This window comes from Kitasatospora sp. NPDC056273, assembly GCF_042268845.1.
GTDB lineage: Bacteria > Actinomycetota > Actinomycetes > Streptomycetales > Streptomycetaceae > Kitasatospora.
In genome coordinates, this window is the sequence record NZ_JBHJSJ010000030.1 from 26,430 (window position 1) to 46,967 (window position 20,538).

Sequence of the window (20,538 nt, forward strand, 5' to 3'; positions counted from 1 at the left end):
GGCACACGAATGGAGACACCCGCGTCGTGGAGAGCACCACCGCCACCGCCGAGCAGGACGCGCCGGCCGGGCCGCCGCTCCCGGCGCAGCCGCTCGGTATCGCCGTGGCGAACCCGCTGCCGCTGCACGGGTTCCAGAAGGACGCCGTTGCCGCCGCCGTGCGCGAGGTGAAGGACGGCGGCCGCGCGACGGTCGTCGCGGCGACCGGCTCCGGGAAGACCCTGATCGCCGCCGGCTGCGCCCGGCGCCTGGCGGCGAGGGGCCGGGTGCTGGTGCTGGTGCCGACGATCGAGCTGCTGGAGCAGACCGCCGAGGCCTGGTCCCTGCGGGGCGGACGCCGCGGCCTGGCGGTGGCGGCCTGCTCGCGGGAGGAGGCGCTGGAGAGCGCGGAGGCCGGCGGCCGCGTCCACTCCCGGGTGACCACCCAGGCCCCGCGGATCGCCGACCTCGTCGCCGGCGCCCCCGACGACCAGCCGGTCACCGTGTACGCGACCTACGCCTCGCTGGAGCGGATCGTCCAGGCCCACCGCGAGTTCGGCCTGCCCGCCTGGGACCTGGTCGTCATCGACGAGGCGCACCGGACCGCCGGCGCCGAGAGCAAGGCGTGGGCGGCCGTCCACGACGACGCCCAGGTCCCCGCCGCCCGGCGGCTCTACTTCACCGCGACCCCGCGCATCGCGGACGACCGGCGCGCGAAGGACGGCCTGGCCGACCTCGCCGACGCCGACGGCCAGGCGCTGCCCGCGCTCTGCTCCATGGACGACGAGAGCATCTACGGCCGGACCGTCTTCACCTGGACCCTCGGCCAGGGCATCGAGCACGGCTACCTCGCCGACTACCGCGTCCTGGTCCCCGTTGTCACCGACGAGGACCTGCGTGAACTGCTCCGCCTCCCCGCCGTCGCCGACCTGCGCACCCAGCGCTCCAACGAGGAACTGCTGCGCCTGGCCCTGCAGATCGCCGTGCTGCGCGCCGTCGCCGACCTGGAACTGCGCCGCGTCATCACTTTCCACTCCCGGGTCAGCGCGGCGCGGGAGTTCGCGGACACCCTGCCGGACGCCTCCCGGCTGCTGGAGGACGCGGAGCGCCCGGAGCGGATCTGGGCGAAGGCGGTGGCCGGCACGGACCGCCTCCGCGACCGCCGGGCCGCGTTCGCCGAGTTCAAGGCCCACACCGGCGAGGACGGTGAGGAGTGCGGCATCCTCTGCAACAGCCGGCTGCTGACCGAGGGCATCGACGTCGCCGCGGTGGACGCCGTCTGCTTCGCCGACCCCAAGAGCTCGGTCATCGACATCGTCCAGGCCGTGGGCCGCGCCCTGCGCCAGTCCTACCGGCAGGGCAAGGTCTCGTGGATCGTCATCCCGGTCTACCTGCCGACGCCTCAGGTCGGCGACGACACCGCCACCGCGCACCCGTCCGAGGTCCACGACGCCGGCGAGGCCGTGAAGGCGGAGGCCGACACCGAGATCGAGGCCTCCAGCTTCCGTACGATCTGGCGGGTCCTGCGCGCTCTCGCGGCGCACGACGCCCGGGTGGTCGGCCGGATCACCGAGCTGCGCGCCCACCGCTCGCAGCCCGCCGCGCACACCACCGCGGCCAAGCCGGCCGAGGGCGATCAGCAGCCGGCGGCCCCGGTCGAGTCGCCGGTCGAGTGGTTGAAGGTCGACGCTCGTCGGCACGCCGCACGCATCCTCCAGACCGTGAAGCTGCGCGCGTTCAACCCGCGCGCGGTCGAGTGGCAGCGGATGCACGCCGTCGCCGCCGGGTTCCATACCGGGCACGGTCACCTCGACCCCGTCGACAAGACCAGGAACGCCGAGCTGATCTCCTGGCTCGCCCGCCAGCGCCATCTCCACGGCCAGGGCCTGCTCGATGCCGCCCGGGTCAGCGAGCTGGACGCGCTCGGCATGATCTGGTCGAAGAACGCCAACGCCTGGGAACGCGGCGCCGCGTACGCCGCCGCGTTCCACCGCCGGCACGGCCACCTCGCCATCCCCGCCACCGCGAAGCTGGACGACTACGCGGTGGGCGCGTGGATGCGCCGCCAGCGCAAGGCAGACAACCTCGACCCCGGCCAGGTGGCGAAGCTCGACGCGCTGGACGAGCTGTGGCGCCTGGAGCCGGACTGGAACCGCTCCTACCGCCGCCTGCTCGCCTACCTCGCCGCCGGCGGAGCCCTCGACGGCCCGGTGAACCGCACCGGCGGCGAGGCCGACCCGGCCTTCCGCCCCGGAACCTGGCTGCGCAAACAGGACAAGGCCCGCACCGACGGCAAACTGACGAATCGTCAGATCATGCTCCTGGAGGCCCTCCACCGGCACGCCGAGACCCCCACCGGCGGCCGGACCGGGTGATGCTCCACCGAAGGGCGGCCCGCGGAGCCGCCCTTCGGCGAGCGCACGTCCGACGTGCGCCGTGCGTCCCCCCGACGGTCCGGAGAGCCGACCGTCCCGGGCGCCGGCGGTGCCGCTACTTCTGCCAGCCGACGGTCTCGGGCAGCGGGCTGTAGAAGATGGCGGCGCCGACGTTGGCGAGGCCCTTGCGGATGCCGTAGGTGGAGGGGCCGCTGTAGAGCGGCAGCAGGGAGTACTGCTGGAGGGCCTTCTGCTCGACCTCGTTGACGGCCGCGATCTGCTGGCCGAGGTCGGCGATCTCTCCGGTGGCGCGGATCTCCTTGTCCAGTTCGGGGGTGCCGGCTCCGGTGATGTTGGAGTCGCGGTCGGAGCAGTAGAAGTCGCACAGGTACCGGGCGCCGAAGGGGTCCGTCGAGCGGTTGCCGGAGATGAACAGGTCGAAGCGGCGGTCGCTGAGGACCTTGGAGAAGTCGTTCTCGGAGACCTTGTTGACGTCCACCTTCACACCGACGGTCTTGAGCATCGCGGTGAACGCACTGGCGGTGGCCTTCTCGATGGGGCCGTCGCCGAGCAGGGTGTAGCCGATCGCGAGCTGCTTGCCGTCCTTGGCGCGGATGCCGTCGGCCCCGGGCTGCCAGCCGGCCGCGTCCAGGGTCCTGCGCGCCTGCTCCGGGTCGTACTTCAGCACGGAGGCGACGTTGTCGCGGTAGCCCTGCTGGAAGCTGTAGAGCACCGACGAGCCGGGCAGTGGCTCGGTGTAGTCGAGGCCCTGGAACCGGATCTTCGCTATCTGGGCGCGGTCGATGCTCTCCTGCACGGCCTTGCGGACCTGGACGTCGCCGAGCAGCGGGGACTTGGTGTTGAGGTACAGCGAGTACTCGAAGGGGCTGCCGCCGCTGCGGATCTCGGCGTCCTTGACCGTCTTCACCTGCTTGAGGTTCTCCGCGGTCCCGACGGGTGCGTAGTCGAGTTCGCCGTTCTTGAAGGCGTTGATCGAGGCGGCGCTCTCCAGGTTGACGTAGACGCGCTTGTCGAGCTTGCCCGGCCGGCCCCACCAGGTGGGGTTGCGCACGAAGGTGATGTTGCCGGAGTGGTCGTCCCAGGTGCCCACGGTGTACGGCCCGGTGCCCCACTCGGGGTGGGCGGTCTTGACGTACGCCTTGTTGAAGTTGTCGACGGTGGCGGCCTGGGGGTGCAGGAAGGTGGTGAACAGCGCGGACCAGGAGGCGTTGACGCCCTTGAAGGCGATGACCGCCTGCTTGTCGTCCGCGCCCCGGGTGACGGAGGTGATGCGGTCGTAGCCGTCGGTGGAGGAGGCCGCGTACTCCTTGTCGGAGCCGTTGTTGGCCTTCCAGGTGGCCTCGATGGCCCGCCAGTCGATCGGGGTGCCGTCGTTGAACACGGCCTTGGGGTTGAGGGTGATGACGACCTTCTGGTCGCCGCCCTCGACGGAGACCTTCACGTCGCTGTAGTAGTCCGGGTTGTACTGGACCTCGCCGGTGGGCGAGTAGGTGATGGCGTCGGCGTTGTACCAGGACCAGACCCGCAGCGCGTTCAGGGTGCCGTTGACGTTGAACGGGTTGCCCTGCTCGTCGAAGGTCCCCGCGGAGGTGTAGGTGCCGCCGTCCTTGATGTTCTCGTACGGCTGGGGGTTGTAGTCGGTGACGGAGGACGCGACCTTGGCGGCGTTCTTGGCGTCCTGCCCGGGGGAGGCGCCGGTGGAGCCGCCGGAGGGGGACGAGGAGGAGCAGGCGGTGGCGGCGACCGAGACGGCCGCGGCGAGCGCGAGGGGCAGGGCGAGCTTCCGACGCATGGGGTGTCCTTGGTGGGATTCGGTGAGACGGGGAAGAGAAGGGGGCGGTGTCAGACCGCGTGGCAGGCGTACCGGTGGTCGGAGCCGTCCGGGGCGCCGACGGTCGCCGGCCGCTCGGTGCGGCAGCGCGTGCGTACGGCCTCGTCGGCCTCCCGGTGGAGCGGGCAGCGGTCGACGAACACGCAGCCCTGCGGCAGCCGGGCGGCGCTGGGCTGCTCGCCCGCGAGGACGATGCGCTCGCGGTGGCGCTCGCGCTCCGGGTCGGGGACCGGGACGGCCGACAGCAGGGCCCGGGTGTACGGGTGCCGGGGCCGGGCGAAGATCTCCTCGGTGGCGCCGGACTCGACGACGTGTCCGAGGTACATCACCGCGACGCGGTCGGAGAAGTAGCGCACCACGGCCAGGTCGTGCGCCACCACGAGGTAGGCCAGGCCCAGTTCGCGCTTCAGCCGGGCGAGCAGGTTGATGATCTCGGCCTGCACGGAGACGTCCAGGGCGGACAGCGGCTCGTCCAGGACCAGCAGCCTCGGCTCGCGGGCCAGGGCGCGGGCGATGCCGACGCGCTGGCGCTGGCCGCCGGACAGGGCGGCGGGGAAGCGGTCGCCCATGGCGCGGTCCAGGCCCACCAGGTCCAGGAGTTCGGTGACCCGGGAGCGGACGGCGGTGCGGTCGGCGCCGGCGGCCTGGAGCGGTTCGGCCAGCAGGTCGAAGACGGTCAGCCGGGGGTCCAGGGCGTCCGTCGGGTCCTGGAGGACGATCTGCACGTGGCGCCGCAGCTCGCGCACCTCGGCGGCCGAGCGCAGCGTGGCGACGTCGGTACCGGCCACCTCGATGCGGCCGCCCTCGGGGGCGCGCAGCCGCAGCACCTCGCGCAGCGTGGTGGTCTTGCCGCTGCCGGACTCCCCGACCAGGGCCAGGGTTTCGCCCGCGCGCAGTTCGAAGCCGACGTGGCTGACCGCGTGCAGGGTGCCCACCCGGCGCTTGAGCAGGGCGCCCTTGGTGACGGGGAACGTCTTGACCAGGTCCTCGACGCGCAGGACCACCTCGCCGGCGGTCCGCTCGGCGGGGCCGGCCGTCGGCACGGGAGGGGCCGCCCCGACCGGGTCGAGGCTGCCGTCGGCGATCTCCCGGGCGCGGTGGCAGGCGGCGCGGCCGGGCCGCCCGGCCGGCGCCGGTGCGCTCAGGTCCGCTGAGGTCAAGTCCGGTGCGGCCAGGCCTGGTTCGGTGGTCCGGCACACGTCCACGGCCACCGCGCAGCGGGGCGCGAAGGGGCAGCCGCCGGGCAGGGCGACCAGGGACGGCGGCTCCCCGCCGACCGGGACCAGGGGCCGCGGGACACCGCTGTCCACGGTCGGGACGCTGGCCAGCAGGCGGGCGGTGTAGGGCATCGTGGGGCGGCGGAAGAGCTCGTCGACGCCCGCGTGCTCGACGATCCGCCCGGCGTACATGACGGCGACGTCGTCGGCGTGGCCGGCCACCACGCCCAGGTCGTGGGTGATCAGGACGAGGCCGGCTCCGGTCTCGCGCTGGGCCAGGCGCAGCACGTCGAGGATCTGCGCCTGGACGGTGACGTCGAGCGCCGTGGTGGGCTCGTCGGCGACGAGCACCGAGGGCTTGTTGGCGATGGCCAGGGCGATGACGACGCGTTGGCGCATGCCGCCGGAGAACTCGTGCGGGAAGGACTTGGCGCGTTCGCGCGGGTCGGGGATGCCGACCAGGTCGAGCAGTTCCACCGCCTGCTCCCAGGCGTCCTTCCGGGACAGCTCCCGGTGCACGCGCAGGGCCTCGGAGAGCAGCCGGCCGACGCTGAAGATGGGCGTGAGCGCGGACATCGGGTCCTGGAAGACCATGCCGATGTCCTTGCCGCGCACCCGGGAGAGCTCCTTGTCGTCCATCGCCGCCAGGTCGCGGCCGCCCAGCAGGATCCGGCCGCCGATCCGCGCGGTGGGCGGCAGCAGGCCCATGACGGCGAGGGCGGTGGCGGACTTGCCGGAGCCGGACTCGCCGACGATGCCCAGGGTGCGCCCGGGCAGCAGGTCGAAGTCGACGCCGCGCACGGCCTCCACCGGTCCGGCCTCGGAGGGGAAGGAGACGCTCAGGCCGCGTACGGACAGGACGGGTGCGGGCCCGGCGGGGCCGGCGGGGCCGGTGGACCCGGTGGGGTCGGTCGCGGGCCCGGTGCGGGGGGCGGGTGCGAGGGTCATCGTCGGGCTCCTGCCGCGCCGGTGGTGGACGTGGGGTCGAGGGCGTCGCGCAGGCCGTCGCCGACGAAGGTCATCGAGACGGTGAGCAGGACGGTCAGCCCGGCGGGGAAGGCGAACAGCCAGGGGGCGCTGGTGATGGTGCCCGCGCCGTCGGCGAGCATCGTGCCCAGCGACACGTCGGGGGTCTGGACGCCGAAGCCGAGGAAGGACAGGGCGGTCTCGCTGAGCACGGTGGAGACCACGCCCAGGGTGAGGTTGACGATGAGCAGGGAGCCCAGGTTGGGGATGATGTGGCGCAGCACGATGCGCAGGGGGCGCACGCCCATGTACTCCGCGGCGCGCACGTAGTCGCGCTCGCGCAGGGACGTCGACACCGACCAGACCACGCGGGCGGTGGACATCCAGCCGAACACCGTCAGGACGAGGATGAGGACCCGCCAGTCGCCCGCCAGCCGGTGCGAGACCAGGGCGAGGACGAGGAAGGACGGCACGACCAGCAGGAAGTGGATGAGGGCGAGGGTCGCCTTCTCCACCCGGCCCCCGACGTAGGCGGCGCCCGCGCCCACGACCGCGGCGAGGGCGACGGTCAGCAGGGAGACGGTCACCGCGATCACCAGCGAGCGCTGGAGGCCGTGCACGGCGGCGGCGTAGACGTCGTTGCCGCCCTGGTTGGTGCCGAACCAGTGCTCGGCGCTCGGGGCCTGGGTGAGGGCGGAGAAGTCGGTGTCCGCGAAGCCGTACGGGGTGAACAGGCCGCCGAGCGCGCTGAACAGCACGAGCAGCAGGAAGATCACCACGCCGGCGACGGCGGTCCGGTTGCGCAGGAAGCGGCGCAGGTAGAGGCGGCGCCGGCCCAGGTAGCGGCCGTCGTGCTTGTCGTGCCCGTCGTGCTTGTCATGCTCGGCGGCCGCGTCGGGACCCACAGGGGTCACATCGGGACTCACGGGGGTCACAGGGGTGCTCATCTCAGCTCACCCGCACCCTCGGGTCGAGGAGGACGGTGGCGATGTCCGCGAGGATCGCGCCGACCGCCGTCAGGGCGGCGGCGAACGCGGCGGTCGCCACGGTGCCGTGCACGTCGTTCTTGCTGATGGTCTGGATGAAGTACTGGCCCATGCCGTTCCAACCGAAGATCGTCTCCGTGAGCACCGCACCGGTGAACACCGCCGGGATGCCGAAGGCCACGGACTGGGCGGTGGGGATCAGCGCGGTGCGCAGGGCGTGCCGGCGGATCGCCTGGGCGCGGGTCAGCCCGGTGGCCCGGGCGGTGCGCACGAAGTCGGAGCCGATGACGTCCAGCAGCAGCGAGCGCTGGGTGAGGTGGTAGCCCACGTACCCCGTCAGGGTCAGGGTGATCGTCGGCAGCACCAGGTGCAGCAGCCGGTCGCCGACCGTCGCCCAGAACCCCTCCACGCCGGGCGAGTTCTCGCCCGCGACGTACAGGAAGTGCCAACCCGCCTGCTCGTTCAGCCGGATGGCCAGCAGCACCAGCGCGAGGGCGGCGATCGACACCGGGACGTTGAACAGCGCCATGGACAGGGCCTGGGCGGCCCGGTCCCGCCAGCCGTACTGGCGCGAGGCGGTGTGCACCGCGAGCGCCACACCGACGACGACCGACAGGACCGTCGCACCGGTCACCAGCTCGGCGCTGACCAGGGAGCGGTAGCCGATCTCCCCGTTCACCCGCACCCCGACCGGGGAACGGCCCCAGTCGAAGCGCAGGACCACCCCGGTCAGCCAGTCCCACCAGCGGTGCAGCAGCGGCTCGTGCGGGTCCAGGTTGTACGGGGCCAGGGCCCGGGAGATCTGCTCCTCGGTGCGGACCGGGCGCAGCTCCTTGAAGTTCGAACGCGGGTCGAGGAACCAACTGGCCAGGAAGTAGGTGGCGTTGGTGGCCACGGCGATCACCAGGAACCAGCCCGCGGCCCTGCGGGTCACGTACCGGAGCACGGACGCCACCTCCCCACCGGATGCGACGGGTACGGCCGGGGAGCGCCGGGTCTGGGGGAGTTGGGCATGCGGGTGGAACTTCCTCGATCCAAGGGGTGGTTGCACGACCGTGCAGAGGCCAGTCTGTGTGCGAGCGACACCCGGCACCAGGGACCAGGGCAAGTGGACACGAACACGAAACGCGCCCGCAGCACATGGACGCGTTCGCGTCACAATTCGTCGAATCCGCAGGTCGCAGGGGCCGCGGCAGCCACCGGTCCGCGCCGTCGCCGAGCGTCGGCGGGCGCGCCGCCGGCGGCGGACCACCCGCCGCCGGGAAACAATCACGCCATGGACAAGGACATCACCCGCACGGTGGACGCCCTGTGCGAGGCCGACGACGCGGACGTCTCCGTGCTGCGCGCCGAGGTCGAATCGCGGGTCGCCACCGGCGAGTTCGACTGGGCCGGCGGCCTCGCGGCGGAACTCGCCGCCCGCACCGCCGCCGGCCGGGACCGCCAGGGGCACTGCGCCGCGGCCCTGTACTGGACACTGAACGCCCTGGCCGCCCGCCCGGGGCCGCAGAGCCTGCGCGCCCTGGTGCGCGTGCTGGACTCGCCGCACCCCGGCGTCTCCCCGCGCTACCTGGCCGCGGTCGTCGCCCACGGGCACCGCATCGAGGACATCGCCGACGAGGTCTTCGACCGGGCGCCCGAGACCGCGGACGCGCGCGAGTTCGCGGCCTGCCTGCTCCACGAGACGGTGCTCGTCACGGACGCGGTCAACGGCCACCCCGCGCTGCGCGCCTTCGCCGACACCCTCCTGGCCGAGGGCCACCCGCTCGCCGTACTGCCGCTGGCCCTGCTGCCCGAAGAGCACGGGCTGCGGCGCCCCGCGGAGGCCGCCGACGACTGGACCTGGACGGTCCCGGCCGTGTGGCCGGAGCCGGGCGACGCGCTGGAGGCCACACCGGCGACGCGGCAGCGGGCGGCCGCGGCCGAACCGACCGAGACCGGCGTACCCGCCACGACGGAGGCCATGGGCGCGGCCGTCGCCCACTGGCTCGCCCAGTCCAACGGCAAGCTCGCCGCCCAGGAGTTCTGGCTACCCGACCCGGTCACCCCCGAAGACCTCCCGGCACTCCTCGCGCTCCTGCCGCTCACCCCCTGGCCGCCCGGCCAGACCCCGGCCCGGCTCCACCCCTCCGACCCCGACCTCGCCCTACGGACCCTGCTCACCGCCGCCCTGCGCGCACCGGCCTACGGCCACGGCAACTACGGCGCCTACGGCAGACTCGCCGCCTGGCGCTCCCTGGCCGCCCTGACCGGCACCCCCGCCGACGCGCCGATCACCCGGACCGCCGACCGCGTGCGGCAGACGACCTGGCTCCGCCTCGGCACCGCGTCCGCCCCCTGGTTCCACAACGTCGCCTGGGACCTCGCCCTCGCCGCCCTGCACCCCGACGGCCGACACCTCGCAGTCCTGGCCGCCACCGACACCGACTGACCACGCGCCACCCCGGCCGCCAGCCCCGCAGCCGCAACCCGTCCTCCCCCCGGCCGAGTTCGGGGCTTCACCGGACGAACGCCGGCGCCGGCAGCGGCGGCACCGCCCTCGACCAGGCCCTGCGACCCGACGTCCACCGGCGTGCCGCCGGCTGACGTTATGCTGTTCGACGCTCTGCGGAGCGTGTCGAACAACATGGGGGGAATATGGGCAGCGACGGTGCGGTGGCCGCCGCGATCACCGTCGACCGGCTCGGCACGCTGCCGCGGGCCCTGACCTTCCTCGGCGAGACCGTCCGCGCCGGCGGCACCCGCTTCGCGGCCGCCCTGCCCGAACCGCTGCCCGGACCGGCCGCCACGGTGGCCCGCGGCTGGCTGGAGGCAGCCGCCATGGTCGTACAGGACCCCACAGGGGACCAACTGGTCGCCCGCTGGCTCGACGCCGTCGCCGCCGTCCTGGCGCTGCGCGTCACCCACCGGGAAGCGACCCCGTGAAGCGCAGGTGGCGCCTCGTCCTGCTGGTGGTCGTCGCGGCGCTGGCCGTCCCGGCCACCATGCGCGCGGTGACCGTCCACCGGAAGACCACCGGCAAACTCGATCACGGCACCGTATTCACCCAGACCTCGGGACAGATCACCGTCAAGCCCGGCGAGCTGTTCTCCGTGGAGGTGCCCGCCCACCGGTTGGCAGGCGACGTCTGGAGCATGGCCGCTCCAGCCCCCGACCCGGCCGTCGCGAAGGCCGCCGGTGACGAGTACGTCCACAACTTCGACGTCAGGGACCTGTTCGACTTCGGCGACATCGGAAACACCGGCTCGGGCGGCCGCTACTACTTCACCTTCCGCGCCCAGAACCCCGGCCGTACCACCATGACCGTGCACATCGCCTACCGCGACGAGCTCGGCGGGGACTGGCCCGGAGGGCCGGACCAGATCAAGCGCCAGTTCACCGTCGACGTCAGCTCCGACGCCCCCCGCTGAACCCCCGTTCCGAGGAGGCCGGTGACCCGGGCCTCGGCCTGGTCGGCGGCGGTGGGGTCGACCAGCGGGTAGCCGGTGACGCGCTGGTCCGGCAGGCCCTCGATGCCGGTGTACTGCCGCAGGGCCTCGGAGGTGGCCGGGGCGGTGGCCCGCTTGATCAGGGTGACGTCCCGGTCGGCGGAGCGGCATCGGAGCGCCTCGCGGGCTCGGCCACCGACGGTCACTCAGACTTCGGCCGCCTCAGGTCCATCGACCACCGCGACAACCGCTCGACCGCACTCCAGGTCAGGCCCACGCACGGATCGGTGTCGACCAGCAAGGTCGCGGCCGCGCGGCCGTCGGCCCAGGCCCGCGCCTGCGGCGTCAGCGCATCGTCCACCCAGGCCGCTGCCCGTTCTCCGACGAAGGCCGCCACCGCCGGCACCTTCTCACACGGTTCGAACGGCTTGGGCGGGAAGAAGACCACCGGCAACCGTTCCAGCCCCAGGAACGGCGCGAGGATCTCGTTCGCCTCCTCTTCCCAACCCGTCGCCCAAACGATCTCGAAGTGCTCGGCAAGTCCGTTCAGCCACCGCCCGTGGACCCGGTTCAGACGCACCGGCTCCTCACCGGGGAAGAACCCGTACTCCTGGTAATCCGCCGGGCACACCGCCGCGGCGAACGGGTTCAGCACCCCGTCGACGTCCAGAAGCAACAACGGCAGGTCGGCAGTCACGACGACTCATCCTGCCGCCGTAGGACCCCCGCCACAACGGGAAGCGACCGCCGCGAACACGGGAAACGATCCACCACCTGTGCATGTGCGGGGTGGTGCGGCCTTGTCCACCCGACCTGGAGGAGCGGCGTCTGCCCCGGACACCACGCAGACGACAAGCTCCGGCTTCATGCCCGAATCCCGCGGCAGGCGTGCGGCGCCGCCACGGTCCGGGCTCCACGCGCCCCGGTTCCCGCCTCCGCCCCCGCCTCCTCCGCGGCCTCCGCGTCGGCGATGCGGCCGCGCACCATCGCGTCCATGACCGCCATGTACCGCTGCGTGCGGGGGCCGCCGAGGAGGAAGGGGTTCGCGGCGCCGGGCGGTTGGCGCCGCAGCTGTTCGGCTCGTTCGAGGCCGTGGTCGTTCGGGTGGTTGGAGAGCTCGACCTCCACGTTCGTCCGGCGCATGACGGCCCGGAAGGAGTGGACGGAGGCGAGGAGGGTGCGCAGTTCCGCCACCGTCGAGGGCGGGTTGAGGCCGCCCCACAGCATCGCGCTGTGGTACCGGCCGCCCGCCCGGACCGGGATGACCGGGGACACGGTGCCCGGGGTGTGGCCCGGGGTGTGGTGCAGCTCGATCGTCGTGCCGCCCAGGGTGAGCTGCGCGCCGTCCGCGATGTCGAGGTCGCGGACGGGGGCGCCAGCGGGACGGGTGCGGGCGAGGAGGTCCCAGTCGGCCGGGGACATGTGCACGCGGGCGCCGTAGCGGTCGGCGAGGGTCTGGGCGCCGCCGAAGTGGTCCGGGTGGCCGTGGGTCACGACGATGTGCCGGATCGCCGCCGGGTCGGCGCCGACCGCCCGCAGCCCGGGGACGACGACGCCCTCGGCATCGGCGGGTGAGGTGAGCGCGTCGATCAGCACGATGCCGTCGTCCGTCAGCACCGCCATCGCCGAGACCCAGCCCGCGCTCAGCAGCACCAGGTTGTCGAACAGCTTGACGGGCGCGGGCGCGGGCAGCGGGGGAAGGACGGAGCCGGGCGTCAGCGCCGTCACCAGGGCCCGCAGCACGGGGTCGTCGGCGGCGAGGCGGCGGGCGCGGTCGTAGTGCGGACGGCCGGCGGACGACGCCTTCACCGAAGAGGGGACGGCGGCCGAGGCCGTGCCCGGAAGGGCGGCCGGCGAGGCCCCGGCGGCGAGGCCGAGGACGGCGAGCTGGGCGAGACGGCGCCGGGTGAAGTCGGCGTCCGTGTCGGCCCGGCGGGTGGGTCGGATCATCGCGGTCGGGGCTCCTGGTCGGTCGGGAAGGGGCGCTCCTTCGGGAGGGGATGCTCCTTCGGGACGGATGCGGATACGGACGTCAGCCGAGGGCGCTGACGACGGTCTTCGTCGCCTGGGCGATCAGGGCGTCGTCGGAGGTGGCGTCGGCCTTGCCGCGGTCGGTCAGGACGACGATGACGATCGGGGCGCGCCCGCCCGACGGCCACGCCACGGCGACGTCGTTGCGGGTGCCGTAGCCCGCGTTGCCGGTCTTGTCGCCGATCCGCCAGTCGGCGGGCACCCCCGCGCGGATGTACGGGCCGCCGGTCGTGTTGCCGACCAGCCAGTCCGTCAGCAGCCCGCGCCGGCCTTCCGGGAGGACATCGCCGAGCACGTAGCGGCGCAGGTCGGCGGCGAGGACGCGCGGCGTGCTGGTGTCGCGGGTGTCGCCCGGGGTCGCCTCGTTGAGGGTGGGTTCGGTGCGGTCGACGCTGGTGGTCGAGTCGCCCAGGTCGCGCAGGGACTGCTGGACGGCCGCCGGGCCGCCGAGTTCGGCGAAGACGAGGTTGGCCGCGGTGTTGTCGCTGTACTGGATGGCGGCGGCGGCCAGGTCACGCAGCTTCATGCCGGTCGCCACGTGCTGCGAGGTGATCGGTGCCCACGCCAGCACGTCCTCCTGGCGGTAGGGGACGACCTTGTCCAGGTCCGCGTCGGAGGCCTTGCGCAGCAGGGCCCCGGCGGCGAGCGACTTGATCGTGGACGCGAACGCGAACCGCTCGTCGGTCCGGTGGACGACCTCCCGGCCGCTGCCGGTGTCCACCGCGTACACGCCGAGACGGGCGCCGAACCGCTGCTCGAGTTCCGCGAAGGCCGCGTCCGCCGCGGCGGCGGAGGCCGCCCCCGCCGCTGTCGTCGTTGTAGTGGCGCCGGTGGCCGCCGCCGTCGAGGCGCCGTCCGCCCGGCCGCACCCGCCGACCAGCGCGGCCACGAGCAGGGCCACCGCGGGCAGCGCGGTGCGGGTGCGGGTGCGGACGCGGGTACGGGTGCCGGTACGGCGGAGGTCGGGCGTCATCAGTGGTCTCTCCCCAGGTGGTTCGTGTCATCACGGTCGCGCCCCGCGGCGGTGGTCCACACCGCCGCGATCCGCGCGATCACGCTCAGCTAAACAGGCCGCGGGCCTCCCAGTCCAAGACCGCAATCGTGAAGTGAGCGATAAGAAAACGCCTATGATTGCTGGCCATGGACCTGCTGGGGCACCTCCGCCACTTCCGCGCCGTCGCCGAGGAACGGCACTTCGGCCGCGCCGCCGAGCGCCTGCGGATCGCCCAGCCCTCGCTCTCCCAGCGGATCCAGCGCCTCGAACGCGAACTCGGCGTGACCCTCTTCGACCGCGGCCCGCGCGGCGTCGACCTCACCCCGGCTGGCCGGCTGCTGCTCGCCGAGGCCGAGGAGACCCTGGACAGCGCCGCCCGCCTCCTCGCCACCGCCGCCGACCTGCGCAGCGGACGGGCCGGCACCCTGCGCGCGGCCGTCCCGCCCGAACTCGGGCCGGCCACCCTCGCCGCGCTGCTCACCGGCTTCGAGACCGCCTCCCCGGGCACCCGGCTCGAACTGCGGGAACTGCCCGTCGCGGCCGTGGTGCGCGAACTCGCCCAGCACACCGTCGACGTCGCCGTCGTCCGCCACCCCTGCCCGGCCGACGGACTGGCCTTCGGCCCCGTCCTGCACCAGCCGCTCGGCGCCCTGCTCGCCGCCGGCGGCCCGCACGCCGACCGCCCCGAGCTCGCGGTGGCCGACCTGACCGGCCTGCGCCTGGTCCTCTTCCCGCGCGCCACCGCCCCGGCCCTGTACGACGAGGTCCTCACCACGCTGACCAGGCACGGCTGCACCCCTGAAGCCGTCGTCGACCCGCCGGGACCGGACGTCGCGGGCGCGCTCGTGCTCACCGGCAGCGCCATCGCCCTGGTGCCGCGCACCACACCCCCACCGGGTACAGTCTGGCGTCCGCTCACCGGCACCCCGCTGGCCTGGCGGACCTCCACGGCCTGGCCGACCGGGCGGGGCGGGCCCGCCGTCCGGCTGTTCGCCCAGGCCGCCCACGAGGCGCTGACCGGACCCGGCGGCCTGCTGCCCCAGCCGCCCCACCGCCCCCCGCTCTACCCCCGGCCCGCAATGGAGTTCCCGCTGTGACCAGCGACCGCACCACAGCCGACCGCCCGGCTCCTGACCGCCCGGCCGCCGACCGGACCGCGGCCGCCGACCGGACCCCGCACGGCCGCGCCGCGCGCACCCGCATCGCCGCGGCCTTCGCCGACGCCGGCGTCACCGGCCGACTCCACGCGCGCGACCTCGACACCGGCGCCGAGATCGGCCTCGGCGCCGACACCGCCGTCTCCACCGCCAGCGTCCACAAGCTCTGCCTGCTCGTGACGCTCTACCGCGAGGCCGCCGCCGGACGCGTCGACCTCACCCGGCAGGTCGACGTCCCCGCCGCCGGCCGCACCCCCGGGTCCACCGGCCTCGGCGCCATGCTCGACGACGCCCGCCTCTCCCTGCGCGACCTCGCCTACCTCACCGCCGCCGTCAGCGACAACACCGCCGCCGACACCCTGTGGGACCGGATCGGCCTCGACACCGTCAACCGCACCATGGCCGACCTCGGCCTCACCCGCACCGTCGCCGTCCACAAACTCCGCGACCTCATCGCCGCCCTCGCCGAGGACACCGGCCCCGACTCCCCGGTCGACCCCGCCGTCGTCGCCCGCCTCAGAGTCCTCGACCCCGCCTTCACCAACCACAGCACCCCCCGCGACATGACCACCCTGCTCGCCGCCCTCTGGCACGGCGACGCCTGCCCCGGCGACCACGGCGCCGCCCTGCGACGCCTCCTCGGCCTCCAGGTCTGGCCCCACCGCCTGGCCTCCGGCTTCCCCTACGACGACGTCCGCGTCCACGGCAAGACCGGCACCCTCCCCACGCTGCGCCACGAGGTCGGCGTCGTCGAATACCCTGACGGCGGCCGCTACGCCCTCGCCGTCTTCACCCGCGCCGCCGCCACCACCATCACCCTGCCCGCCGCCGACGCCGCCATCGGCACCGCCGCCCGCCTCGCCGTCGACGCCCTCCGGGCCCAGGCGGCAGCCGGCCGGGCGCGCTGACCCGGCCCACCCCGGCCCGGCCTCCGCCATCGCGCACTCGTCGGCGGTCGCCTGACGGCCCGTACGCCGAAGGGCGTCCCGACCCGGGCCCGAGGGCCGCGCCGCCAACGGCACGACGGGCAGGACGAAGGCGACGGCCCACAGCCACGGGTGCCGCCACCGCGCGCGCCGGGCGCCGGTCACCGTCCCCCGGGGGACTCGTGACCACCAGGGTCGGGAACCACGCCGCCACAAAACCGCGGCCCACGGGGAATCGCGTGACCGCCGACAGCCGACAGCCGACAGCCGTCAATCCGGTCGACCCCCTCCTCACGCGTACCGGGGAAAATCCGCCCCTTCACCGGCCACGCACCGCGCCGGAGCGCTACGTTGACGGCCGCCGACCATGGGGAGAACCGCTGACATGACCATCGACAGGGCCGCCCTCGACAGCGCGATGAAGGCGGTCGTCGCCGCCGCGCACGCCGACGACCCGGCCACGCTGTACCAGGCCGTGATGCCGCCGGCGGGCACGGACACGCCCCCGGCCGAGGTCACCGCCTGGTTCGGGACGCTCCTCATCCACCTGGCGCTCTCCGCCGCGACCACCTCGAAGCTGGAGCGCGGCTGCCCCCGGGAGGCCGTCTCGGGGTGGATCGGGGAGACGCTGGGCCCGCCGCCCACCCCGGCGCTGCTGCGCGCCGCGGATCCCGGCCGCATCGACCACGCCGAAGCGGTGAGCGCCGCCGCGGACTACTCCCGGTGCCACGAGTACACCGTCGACCTGATTCGGCTGGGCCTGGCCGAGCCGAACGAGGCACCGGACGAGCGGGGCGTCGACGCCCACTGCGCGGCGACGAACGACAGCAGGACGCGGATCACCGTGATCGCGATGCTCGGCCGCCTCGCCCCCGTCCCCGGCGGGCGGGCCTGACGCCGCCGCTCCGGCAGCGCCGGGCCGCCGGGCCGGTCGAGTCCGCCGCGCCCGGGCGCCCGCCGGTGCCGGGGGAGGGCCGGAGCAGGACGACGAGGGGTCAGGGAGCGCGCTGATGCCCTGCCCCCGGCGGCGCGGCCATACGTTCGTATGCTTGCGCACGGGCGGTGGCGGCACCCCCGAACCCCGGACGGCGCCGCACGCCGCGGACAGCGGAAAGGGGCGCGGGTATGCGGAAGCGGACGAGGCGTACGGCCTGGTCGCTCATCTACTTCCTGCTGGGCGGCGCGTGCCTGCTGATCGCCGTGGTGATGGCGACGGGCCTGGTGACGACGGGGGCCGCGCGCGGGTTGGGACCCCTGATCCCGGTCCTGGTCCTCGGTATCCCGGGTGCGGTGCTGACGTTCCGCGCGCCGGTGTTCGGCGTCTCCTACGGGCCGGCCGGGGTGAAGTACTCCGGGCTGCTCGGAGCGCGCTCCTATGCGTGGGCGGACATCCGGGAGGTACGGGTGGCCGTCCTGGAGGGCAGGGTCTACACGTCCGACGTCCCGGAGCTGGTGCTGGCCTCCGGCGGGACGGACCCGCTGTACATGCTGGCGGGCCACAGCTCGGGCCGGACCAACAAGCGGGTCAAACGGCTGGTGGCCGAACTCGAGGCGGCGCGCGCGGCCGCGTCCTGACGCCGGTCCCCGTCCACCGGCGGCACGCGGCACCGACATCTCCCGGCAAGGCCTCCCGACAGGTCCCGACGCCGGTCACGGCTGCGCGGAGTCGGTGGTGCCGTCGCCGTTCGCGCTGCCCGGGCCGGCTGCCGGGACCGGGGCCGGGACCGGGGCCGGGCGGCGAGCGGCGTGCTCGTGCCCCGGAGACGGCGGTGTCGGCGGGGTGAAGCCGAGAGAGGTCAGCAGGCCGACCGCCGCGTCGCGGTAGTGGGCGGGCAGTTCGCGGTAGATGGCGAGGGCCTCCTCCCAGGAGCGCAGGGCGTCGGCGCCGCGGCCGAGCGCCTGCTGGGCGGCGGCCAGGGCGGTCAGGGAGTTGGCGCGCTGGTCGACGTACCCGGTGATGGTCCGGCCGACGGCCAGCGAGCGCTCCAGGTGGACCAGCGCCTCCTCGGGGCGGCCGGCGGCATAGCGGGCCATGCCGACGACGTTCAGGAGGCTGCACTCCGGGACGCCGCCGAGCCGGCGGATCTCCGGTGCGAGCAGCCGCTCGGCCAGGGCCTGCGCCTCCTCGGCCCGGCCGAGCATCAGGAGGCTGCTGGCGAGGTTGGTCTCGCACAGCAGGACCGTCCACCGGGCGGCGCCCGGACCGTCCGCGGCCAGCAGGCGCAGGGCGCGTTCGAAGTGGTCGGCCGCCCCGGCGTAGTCCGCGCAGTTGAAGTGCGAGACCCCCAGGCTGGCCAGCACCAGTGCCTCGACGGCCCGGTCGCCGGCCGCGCGGACGAGCTCCAGGGCCTGCTCGTAGTGCCGGCGGGCCTGCGGCAGATCGCCCGCGGAGCCCCAGGCGTGCCCCTGGTCGTTCAGGCTGAGGCCCAGGGCGAGCGGATCGTCGAGCCGGCGGGCCGCGGCCACCGCGGTCCGGCTCACGGCCAGTCGTTCCGCGTGCGGCCCGGTCCGGTGCAGGTAGGGCCACAGCAGTGAGGGGAGCTTCCAGGCGACGTCGTCGTCCTCGTGCTCGAAGGCGTGGGCGGCGGTGGCCAGGAGGTTGGCCCGCTGCTCGTCGCACCACCGCAGCGCCTGGGCGGGGTCGGCGAAGGTGACGGTGCCCAGGTCCCGGGGCGGCGGTGGCAGCGCCACGTGGGGCCGCCCCGGCACCAGCGTCCGGGTGGCGGTGCAGGCGTGGTGGAGGCACCAGGCGTACCAGCGCTCCAGGCAGAGGCGGCGGGAGCGTCGGCTTTCCTGCCGCGTGCCCTGCTCGGTGGCGAACAGGCGCAGCAGGTCGTGGAAGCGGTAGGTGTCGGCGCGGTGCTCGGTGAGGAGGTGGACGTCGGCCAGCCGGCGCAGGATCCGCGCGCCGCTCCCGCGCTCCAGGCCGCCGAGCACCTCGGCGACCGGCGCCGACAGGTCGACGGCGGGGCTCGTCGCGAGCAGCCCCAGCAGGCGTCGGGCGGGCCCGTCGAGCGCGCGGTAGGAGAAGGAGAAGGCCGTGCGCAGGCAGGCGGACCGGTCGTCGCCGTCCGCGCTGAGGACGTCGAGCCGGTTGCCGGCGAGTTCGGCGGCGAAGTCCGTGAGGTCGTGGTGCGGGCGGTCGCGCAGCCGGGCGGCGGCGAGCGCGACGGCCAGCGGGAGGTGGCCGCAGGCGTCGAGCAGCCGGGCGACGGCCTGCTCCCGGGCCTCGACGCGTTCGGCCCCGAGCACCCGGCGCACCAGGGCGCGGCCCTCGTCCGGGCTGAACTCCGCCAGCTCGATCCGCTGGGCGCCCTCCCGTACGACGAGGCCGGTGAGCCGCTCACGGCTGGTCACGAGGACCGCGCAGCCCCCGGCGCCGGGCAGCAGCGGACGGACCTGCGCGGCGTCCAGGGCGTTGTCCAGGACGATCAGGACCCGCCGGCCGGCCAGCGTGGACCGGTAGAGCGCCGCCGTCTCGTCGAGCCGGGCGGGGACGTCCTCGGCCGGCACGCCCAGGGCGCGCAGGAAGGAGCCCAGGACGGCGTGGGGGTGCTGCGGGCCGGTGGACGACCAGCCGTGCAGGTCGGTGAAGAGCTGGCCGTCGGGGAAGCGGTCCCGGGTGCGGTGGGCCCAGCGCAGTGCCAGGGCCGACTTGCCGGCCCCGGGGGCACCGGTGACGAGCGCGATGGCCCCGGGGGCCGGGGCACGGCCGCCCGGCCCCCCGGGGCCGACCAGGTGGCGTCCGATGGCGCGAAGCTGCGCCTCGCGGCCGACGAAGGCGGGTGACTCCCAGGGGAGTTGGGCGGGCCGCGGCAGGGTCCGCTGTACCGAGGCGGCCGGCCGCCTCGATGCGGCGGGCTCGCGGGGCGGGGCCGGGTTCGGCGCGCCGGAGCCCAGCAACTCCTGCTGGAGGCAGCGGAGTTCGGGCGACGGGTCGAGGCCCAGCTCCCGCGCGAGGTCGGCCGCGTACCGCCGGTACGCGGCCAGGCCCTCCGCCCGGCGCCCGCTGCGGAGCAGGGCCGTCAGCAGGTGCCGCACCAGGCCGTCGCGCAGGGGAGTGGCCCCGACCAGGCCGATGAGCTCCGGGATGATCCGCTCGTGCCGGCCGGTCGCCAGTTCCAGCTCGAAGAGCCGCTCCAGGGCGGCCATCCGCTGCTCCTCCAGGCCCGCGGCGATGGTGGCGAGGGCGCGGCCCGGCAGGCCGTCCAGGGCGGGGCCGCGCCACAGGTCCAGGGCCTCGCGCAGCAGGGGCGCGCCGTCGGCGCCCGCACGGGCGGCGGCGTCGACCCGGGCGGTGAACTCCCGCGCGTCGACGCGGACCCCGTCCGCGGCGAGGAGGTAGCCCGGCCCGTCGGTACGGATCGGCGAGGGCCGCCGCGGGCCGGGTGAGAGCGCGCGGCGCAGCAGTCCGACCATGTTCCGGACCTGGCGGTCGGCGGTGGCGGGCGGGCACTCGTCCCACACCGCGTCGACGATCCGGGGCACGGACACCGTCCGGCCGACGTGGGCCACCAGCACGGCCAGGAGCGCCTGTTGGAGCCGGCCGCCGACGGCGAGCGGGCCGGAGTCCCGGGCCCGCACCTCCAGCGCTCCCAGGATCCTGAACTCCACCCCATGGCCTCCG

General features: G+C 74.6%; 16 protein-coding genes. 8 read left to right on the forward strand and 8 right to left on the reverse strand.

Annotated elements, in window-relative coordinates; all coding sequences use genetic code 11:
- The first annotated feature begins 26 nt into the window (after window positions 1-26).
- Window positions 27-2,354, forward strand: a complete 2,328-nt coding sequence (locus tag ACFCY1_RS24790; protein WP_375876090.1) for a Helicase associated domain protein — start codon at window positions 27-29, stop codon at window positions 2,352-2,354.
- Window positions 2,355-2,469: 115 nt separating this feature from the next.
- On the opposite strand, the gene ACFCY1_RS24795 is transcribed toward ACFCY1_RS24790, so the two are convergent.
- Genes ACFCY1_RS24795 through ACFCY1_RS24810 form a run of 4 tightly spaced genes read right to left on the reverse strand, consistent with a single transcriptional unit; the run spans window position 2,470 to window position 8,321 of the window.
- Window positions 2,470-4,167: an ABC transporter family substrate-binding protein gene (locus tag ACFCY1_RS24795; protein ID WP_375876091.1), complete on the reverse strand. Its 1,698-nt coding sequence runs from the start codon at window positions 4,165-4,167 to the stop codon at window positions 2,470-2,472.
- A 50-nt stretch (window positions 4,168-4,217) separates the two neighbouring features.
- Complete coding sequence (locus ACFCY1_RS24800) at window positions 4,218-6,371, reverse strand: dipeptide ABC transporter ATP-binding protein (RefSeq protein WP_375876092.1); 2,154 nt, start codon at window positions 6,369-6,371, stop codon at window positions 4,218-4,220.
- Window positions 6,368-7,336 carry an ABC transporter permease gene (locus tag ACFCY1_RS24805; protein WP_375876093.1) on the reverse strand — a complete coding sequence of 323 codons (969 nt, stop codon included), beginning with the start codon at window positions 7,334-7,336 and terminating at the stop codon, window positions 6,368-6,370. Before ACFCY1_RS24805 ends, ACFCY1_RS24800 begins: the two co-directional genes overlap by 4 nt.
- A 1-nt stretch (window position 7,337) precedes the next feature.
- A complete protein-coding gene (locus ACFCY1_RS24810) occupies window positions 7,338-8,321 on the reverse strand; it encodes an ABC transporter permease (protein ID WP_074006116.1) in 984 nt (327 codons plus the stop codon).
- A 330-nt stretch (window positions 8,322-8,651) separates the two neighbouring features.
- Here ACFCY1_RS24810 and ACFCY1_RS24815 point away from each other — a divergent pair, with 330 nt between their 5' ends.
- The 3 genes from ACFCY1_RS24815 to ACFCY1_RS24825 all read left to right on the forward strand — a co-directional run bounded on the left by ACFCY1_RS24815 (window position 8,652) and on the right by ACFCY1_RS24825 (window position 10,785).
- Entirely contained in the window at window positions 8,652-9,806 is a 1,155-nt protein-coding gene (locus tag ACFCY1_RS24815; protein WP_375876094.1) for a DUF6183 family protein, read from the forward strand.
- Between the two features lie 206 nt (window positions 9,807-10,012).
- Window positions 10,013-10,300 carry a hypothetical protein gene (locus ACFCY1_RS24820; protein ID WP_375876095.1) on the forward strand — a complete coding sequence of 96 codons (288 nt, stop codon included), beginning with the start codon at window positions 10,013-10,015 and terminating at the stop codon, window positions 10,298-10,300.
- Window positions 10,297-10,785, forward strand: a complete 489-nt coding sequence (locus ACFCY1_RS24825) for a protease inhibitor I42 family protein (RefSeq protein ID WP_375876096.1) — start codon at window positions 10,297-10,299, stop codon at window positions 10,783-10,785. Before ACFCY1_RS24820 ends, ACFCY1_RS24825 begins: the two co-directional genes overlap by 4 nt.
- Before the next feature lie 220 nt (window positions 10,786-11,005).
- On the opposite strand, the gene ACFCY1_RS24830 is transcribed toward ACFCY1_RS24825, so the two are convergent.
- The 3 genes from ACFCY1_RS24830 to bla form a co-directional block, all read right to left on the reverse strand.
- Entirely contained in the window at window positions 11,006-11,500 is a 495-nt protein-coding gene (locus tag ACFCY1_RS24830) for an HAD domain-containing protein (protein ID WP_375876097.1), read from the reverse strand.
- A 167-nt stretch (window positions 11,501-11,667) separates the two neighbouring features.
- Window positions 11,668-12,753, reverse strand: a complete 1,086-nt coding sequence (locus ACFCY1_RS24835; protein ID WP_375876098.1) for an MBL fold metallo-hydrolase — start codon at window positions 12,751-12,753, stop codon at window positions 11,668-11,670.
- Window positions 12,754-12,835: 82 nt separating this feature from the next.
- Entirely contained in the window at window positions 12,836-13,807 is a 972-nt protein-coding gene (gene bla / locus ACFCY1_RS24840; protein WP_375876099.1) for a class A beta-lactamase, read from the reverse strand.
- A 167-nt stretch (window positions 13,808-13,974) separates the two neighbouring features.
- Between bla and ACFCY1_RS24845 the strand changes: the two genes are divergently transcribed.
- The 4 genes from ACFCY1_RS24845 to ACFCY1_RS24860 all read left to right on the forward strand — a co-directional run bounded on the left by ACFCY1_RS24845 (window position 13,975) and on the right by ACFCY1_RS24860 (window position 17,486).
- The gene (locus ACFCY1_RS24845; RefSeq protein WP_375876100.1) at window positions 13,975-14,925 is read left to right on the forward strand and encodes a LysR family transcriptional regulator; all 951 of its coding nucleotides are present in this window, start codon (window positions 13,975-13,977) and stop codon (window positions 14,923-14,925) included.
- Window positions 14,926-15,029: 104 nt separating this feature from the next.
- A complete protein-coding gene (locus ACFCY1_RS24850) occupies window positions 15,030-15,893 on the forward strand; it encodes a serine hydrolase (RefSeq protein WP_375876142.1) in 864 nt (287 codons plus the stop codon).
- Between the two features lie 403 nt (window positions 15,894-16,296).
- Entirely contained in the window at window positions 16,297-16,806 is a 510-nt protein-coding gene (locus ACFCY1_RS24855) for a hypothetical protein (RefSeq protein ID WP_375876101.1), read from the forward strand.
- 230 nt (window positions 16,807-17,036) lie between these two features.
- Window positions 17,037-17,486 (forward strand): hypothetical protein, encoded by a 450-nt coding sequence (locus ACFCY1_RS24860; protein ID WP_375876102.1) that lies wholly within the window; start codon window positions 17,037-17,039, stop codon window positions 17,484-17,486.
- A gap of 75 nt (window positions 17,487-17,561) precedes the next feature.
- Here the strand turns inward: ACFCY1_RS24860 and ACFCY1_RS24865 are convergent, their stop codons facing one another.
- A complete protein-coding gene (locus ACFCY1_RS24865) occupies window positions 17,562-20,525 on the reverse strand; it encodes a BTAD domain-containing putative transcriptional regulator (protein ID WP_375876103.1) in 2,964 nt (987 codons plus the stop codon).
- Window positions 20,526-20,538: the final 13 nt, after the last annotated feature.